The sequence below is a fragment of the Fretibacterium fastidiosum genome (assembly GCF_000210715.1).
Lineage (GTDB): Bacteria > Synergistota > Synergistia > Synergistales > Aminobacteriaceae > Fretibacterium > Fretibacterium fastidiosum.
The window spans coordinates 2,654,071-2,658,685 of sequence record NC_021038.1; the positions used below are offsets into that span (position 1 = coordinate 2,654,071).

At 64.5% G+C, this 4,615-nt stretch carries 3 protein-coding genes and 1 other RNA gene; all 4 read right to left on the bottom strand.

The window, feature by feature from the left end; genetic code table 11:
- The coding region (locus SY1_RS11925) for an AMP-binding protein (protein ID WP_208874073.1) at positions 1-1,436 on the bottom strand (1,436 nt) is incomplete at its 3' end.
- A 140-nt stretch (positions 1,437-1,576) separates the two neighbouring features.
- Positions 1,577-3,070 carry an AMP-binding protein gene (locus tag SY1_RS11930; RefSeq protein ID WP_208873886.1) on the bottom strand — a complete coding sequence of 498 codons (1,494 nt, stop codon included), beginning with the start codon at positions 3,068-3,070 and terminating at the stop codon, positions 1,577-1,579.
- Positions 3,071-3,228: 158 nt separating this feature from the next.
- An RNA gene (gene ffs / locus SY1_RS11935) (signal recognition particle sRNA small type) lies at positions 3,229-3,327 on the bottom strand.
- Between the two features lie 133 nt (positions 3,328-3,460).
- A complete protein-coding gene (locus SY1_RS11940) occupies positions 3,461-4,270 on the bottom strand; it encodes an alpha/beta fold hydrolase (RefSeq protein ID WP_015557172.1) in 810 nt (269 codons plus the stop codon).
- Positions 4,271-4,615: the final 345 nt, after the last annotated feature.

Genomic DNA, 4,615 nt, shown 5'->3' on the forward strand with positions numbered 1-4,615 from the left:
AGGGGGAACTCATCGACGAACTCGATGCTGCGCGGTGCCTTGAAGTGGGCCAGGTGCTCCTTCGCGTAACGGATCAGCTCGCGCTCCGTGACGGTCGCGCCATCCTTCCGCTGGATGTAGGCCTTGGGGACCTCTCCGTTGATGTCGTGGGGGATGCCCACCACGATGGCCGTCTGCACCGCGGGGTGCCCGGCGAGGACCTTCTCCACCTCCTGGGGGTAGACGTTGAAGCCGCCGACGATGAGGATGTCCGTCACGCGGTCCAGGATCCGGACGAACCCGTCCTCGATGCGCACGTAGTCGCCCGTGTTGAACCAGCCGTCCTCGAATCGCTCCGCCGTGAGCTCCGGCGCGCGGAAGTACCCCCGCGTGACCGAGGGGCCCCGCACCCACAGGACCCCCTCGTTCTCCTGGGTGTCCTGCCCTTCCCGCGTGCGGAGTTTGTGCTCGTAGCTGTCGAGAAAGGGACCGACGGAGCCCGATCGATGGGTCTCATAGCTGCGGTTTATCGTGACGACGGGAGAGGTCTCCGTCAGGCCGTAGCCCTCCATGATGTCCCGACCCGTCAGGTGCAGGGCCTGCTCGTGCAGGTTGGGGTTCAGACGGTCGCCCCCGGAGATCAGGAGCTTCTGACGCGCCAACCCCTCCTTGGGGAACTTTCCGTGCTCGACGGCCATGAGCAGGTAGGCGTAGATGGCGGGCACGGCGAAGGTGACGTCCACCGGAGCCTCCAGGATGGCGCGCATCGCCGGCTGCGGAGGCAGGAAGGCGGGCACGATGGCCAGGCGGGCGTTCATCGTCAGGGGCAGGATCGTGGCGACGGTGTAGCCGAAGGAGTGGAAGTTGGGCAGCACCGTCAGGAAGACGCGTCCCTCCTGAAGGGCGGGGACGACATCGCGGAGGCACTTGCAGTTGTCGATGAGGTTCCCGTGGGTGAGGGGTACGGCCTTGGGGGCTCCCGTGGTACCCGAGGTGGCGAAGATCACGGCCAGGTCGTTGTCCTCCGGCTTGCCGGGCCTGCATTTGAAGGCCGGCAACGGCCCCTCCGGCGGGCAGACGGCGTGGGGCCACCCCGCCTCGTCCAGGACCGCGATCACGTCGTCCTGCACGTCGGGGGCGACGACGGCGCCCGCGGGCTCGATCAGCTCCAGGGTCCCCTTCAGCGCGGGGATGCCCGCCGCGACGTTCAGGGGACAGAACGTTCCCTCCAGCCGCCAGACGGCTATCGAGAGCGCCAGGACCATCGGGCAGTTCTTCATCATGACGACGAGGCGCTGCCCCCGGCCGAACCCGGAGTCCCTGAGCGTCGCTTCACAGTCTGCCGTGAGCTTCAGGAGGTCGGCGCCCGTGCGCCACGTCCCCTCCCACCAGTAACAGGGCTCGTCCCTGTGGCGATTCAGGCTCTCGGTGATGATCTCTTCCAGTCTCTGAGGCATGATCAATGTGTTCCTCCTGCTGTCCTAAGGGTTGAAAACGGCGTTGCCGTTTGCGTGCCCCGCGGGCGTGAACGCTCTGCGGGATCGTTGCTTTCAGGCCGATCGACGGCCGATGACAAGCGCGAGCGCGAAGGTGGGCCTCAGCGTTGAGCGCGGTCGCGCTCCCGCTGGCGCAGCACGCGGCGCAGTACCTTGCCCGTGCTGGAGAGGGGAAGCTCCTCGACGAACTCCACCTCCCGCGGAACCTTGTAGTGGGCGAGGCGGGCCTTGCAGAAGCGGATCAGCTCCGACGCCGAGACCTGCGCGTCCTTGTCCTTGATGACGAAGGCCTTGGGTACCTCCCCGCTGATGTCGTTCGGCATCCCCACGACGATGGCCGTCTGCACGGCGGGGTGCTGGGAGAGCATGGCCTCGACCTCCTGGGGGTAGACGTTGAAGCCCCCGACGATGAGGATGTCCGTCACGCGGTCCAGGATCGTGATGTATCCGTCCTCGATGAGCACGTAGTCTCCCGTGTTGAACCAGCCGTGGTCGAACCGCTCGCGGTTGAGCTCCGGCGCATGATAGTAGCCCACGGTCACCGACGGGCCCCGCACCCACAGCACGCCTTCGTCCGCCTCCGCCGGCATGCCCGCCTCCGTCCGAAGCTGAAGCTCGAAGCGGGGCAGGGGCCGTCCGACGGTCCCCAGCCTGAAGCCCTCCTCGACGCGGTTTGCCGCCAACACGGGGGAGCACTCCGTGATGCCGTACCCCTCCAGGACGCCGACGCCGAAGGCGGCCTTCACGCGCTCGTCCATCTGGGGGTTGTAGCGATCTCCGCCTGTGATGAGGAGGCGCACGCCCTCCGCCTTTTGCCCGCCGCGCTCCAGGAGGGCGAGGATGAAGCTCAGCATCGTGGGCACCAGGGGCAGGATGGAGGGGCGGGCCTCCTGGATGGCCCGCAGGGTGTTCTGAGGTGGCATGAAGCCGGGGACGACGACCTGCGAGGCGCCGACGTGGAGGGACGCCAACATGCTGACGGTGAAGCCGAAGGCGTGGAAGTTCGGCAGGACGGTCAGGAACGAGTCCCTGTCCGACAGCGTGGGGATGGCCTCGGAGATTCCGCGGCACTGGTCCAGCAGGTTCGCGTGGGTGATGGGCACGGCCTTGGGGTCGCCGGTGGTGCCGGAGGTGGAGAAGATGACGGCCAGGTCCTCGGCCTCAGGCTCGGCCGGCCGGCCGGTGAGGGCGGGGGGCGTCCCCTCGGTGGGGAACGTGGCGCAGGACAGGCCCGCGTCGCGGATGGCCTCCGTCAGGCTTCCGCTCACGCCCTCGGAAACGACGACGGCGAAGGGCTGAAGCAGGTTCAGCGTCTTGAGCAGGGACGCTGCGCCGGCCTTCTCGTTCAACGGGCAGAAGGAACCGCCAAGCCGCCATGCAGCCAGGGCCAGGGCTTCCGTCATGGGGCTGTTGGGCATCATCACGGCAAGCCTCTGCCCCGAGCCGAATCCTGCGTCCTCCAGCGATCTCGTGCAGCCGTCGGCGAGGGACTGGAACTCCCTGCGGTTGCCCCAGGCCCCTTTCCACCAGAGACACCGCGCCTCCGGCTCCTTGCGAAGACGTTCGTCCAGTACGTCGTTTAATCTCTCGGGCAAGGTAAGCCCCTCCTCCTGAGGGCGCAGCCGGCCCCTCGAAATGTAAGGTTTATAGTGATTTATTATACGATAAGACGCGAAAAATGTGGGGAGAAGGGAAGGGGCGTAGGACGTGGCGAACGAGTTTCCTTTACGGAGGACGAGGGTCCCCCGTCGCGGGAACTCAGCGACCCCGTGGCACCCAAAGGACACCGCTTACTGCTGCTCCCTTCCGGGCCTGACAGGGTTCACGGGCCTTTGCCGCACAGGACTGAGCCCCCGCGCCGGGGGACCGACTTCAGTATACAGGATGCCGCGTTTTTTTCAATGATTCAGCCGCGGAGCGCGTCAGTTCTTCCCGTCCTTAAGGAACTGGTTGCAGAGCACGGGCGTTTCCTGCAGGATATGTGGTCAGGCGTTCAAAAAGTTCGACAGCACCTCGTTGAACCTGTCCGGCTCCTCCCAGAAGAGCATGTGCCCCGAACTCTCGAAAAAGACCGTCTTCGCCCCGGGAATGGCCTCGCCCACATAGGCGCTTCCCTGCCAGGGAAAGACCTTGCTGTTCCGGGCGACGAGCACGAGCGAGGGGACCGTTATCCTCGGCAGAAAGTCTCTCCAGTCGATATGCGTATGGTCACGCATGATCTCGATGCGTACCCTGGGAGGGCACTTGGATATCTCGTCCGCAAGCGTGGTAACCTCATCGACGGTCGGCTCCCGATGAAGGCAGCCGTGAACGAGACCCTCGGCCGAGGTACGCGGCAAAAACTCCGCGGCGCAGCAGGTACGCACGAACGTCTCCGCATCGTAGCAACTCGTCTGGCCCCAGGTCCAGTCCGGACCGATATACTGCGCCGGAGCCTGATCGATACAGACGAGCTTTTCGACGTGACGCGGCCCGAACAGTTCAAGGTAACTCCAGGCGATGGCTGCTCCCATGGACCACCCGACGAGGGTCACCTCATCCAGGTCCAGCGCCTCAATCAAATTGAGGACGTCCATCGCGTAGCGGGCAATGCGGTGTCCGTACAGCACCTTCTCGGATTCCCCATGACCGCGGAAATCCATAAGGACGACTTTATGGTCCTTCGACAGGGGTTCCACGTTTTTGCAGAAAAAATGCGTCGTGCAGGTCCAGCCTGGAAGGAACAGCAGTGGTTTCCCCTGACCATGCACCTCATAGTGAATGGAAACGTTATCGTTGGTGGTTGTGAACGGCATGACTGACCTCCTGTAGGATTTAAATTTCTCCGTGTCCGCCTGCTGTCTGGAACCGGAGAATGGAAACGCAGAGCTATCAAGGATATTTTTTCGGACCCTACATGACATATACCACCGGAGTATGAAAAAAGCAACTTTTATCATCGGTCCAGACGTTTTTATCGGGCTGGCAGTCCCTTGGCGGGACGGTCCGTATGCTCTGGGACGGAGCCGGAGGTCAGCGGCTAAGGCGCCGCATCAGCGCGAGCCACCCCTCTGCAGCGCGGTCCTCCGAGAAGTACGACGCTCGTTCCCTCAGAGATGGGGCCGGCATGGGGTTCGCCAGGGCGTCGTTCAGTGCATCGG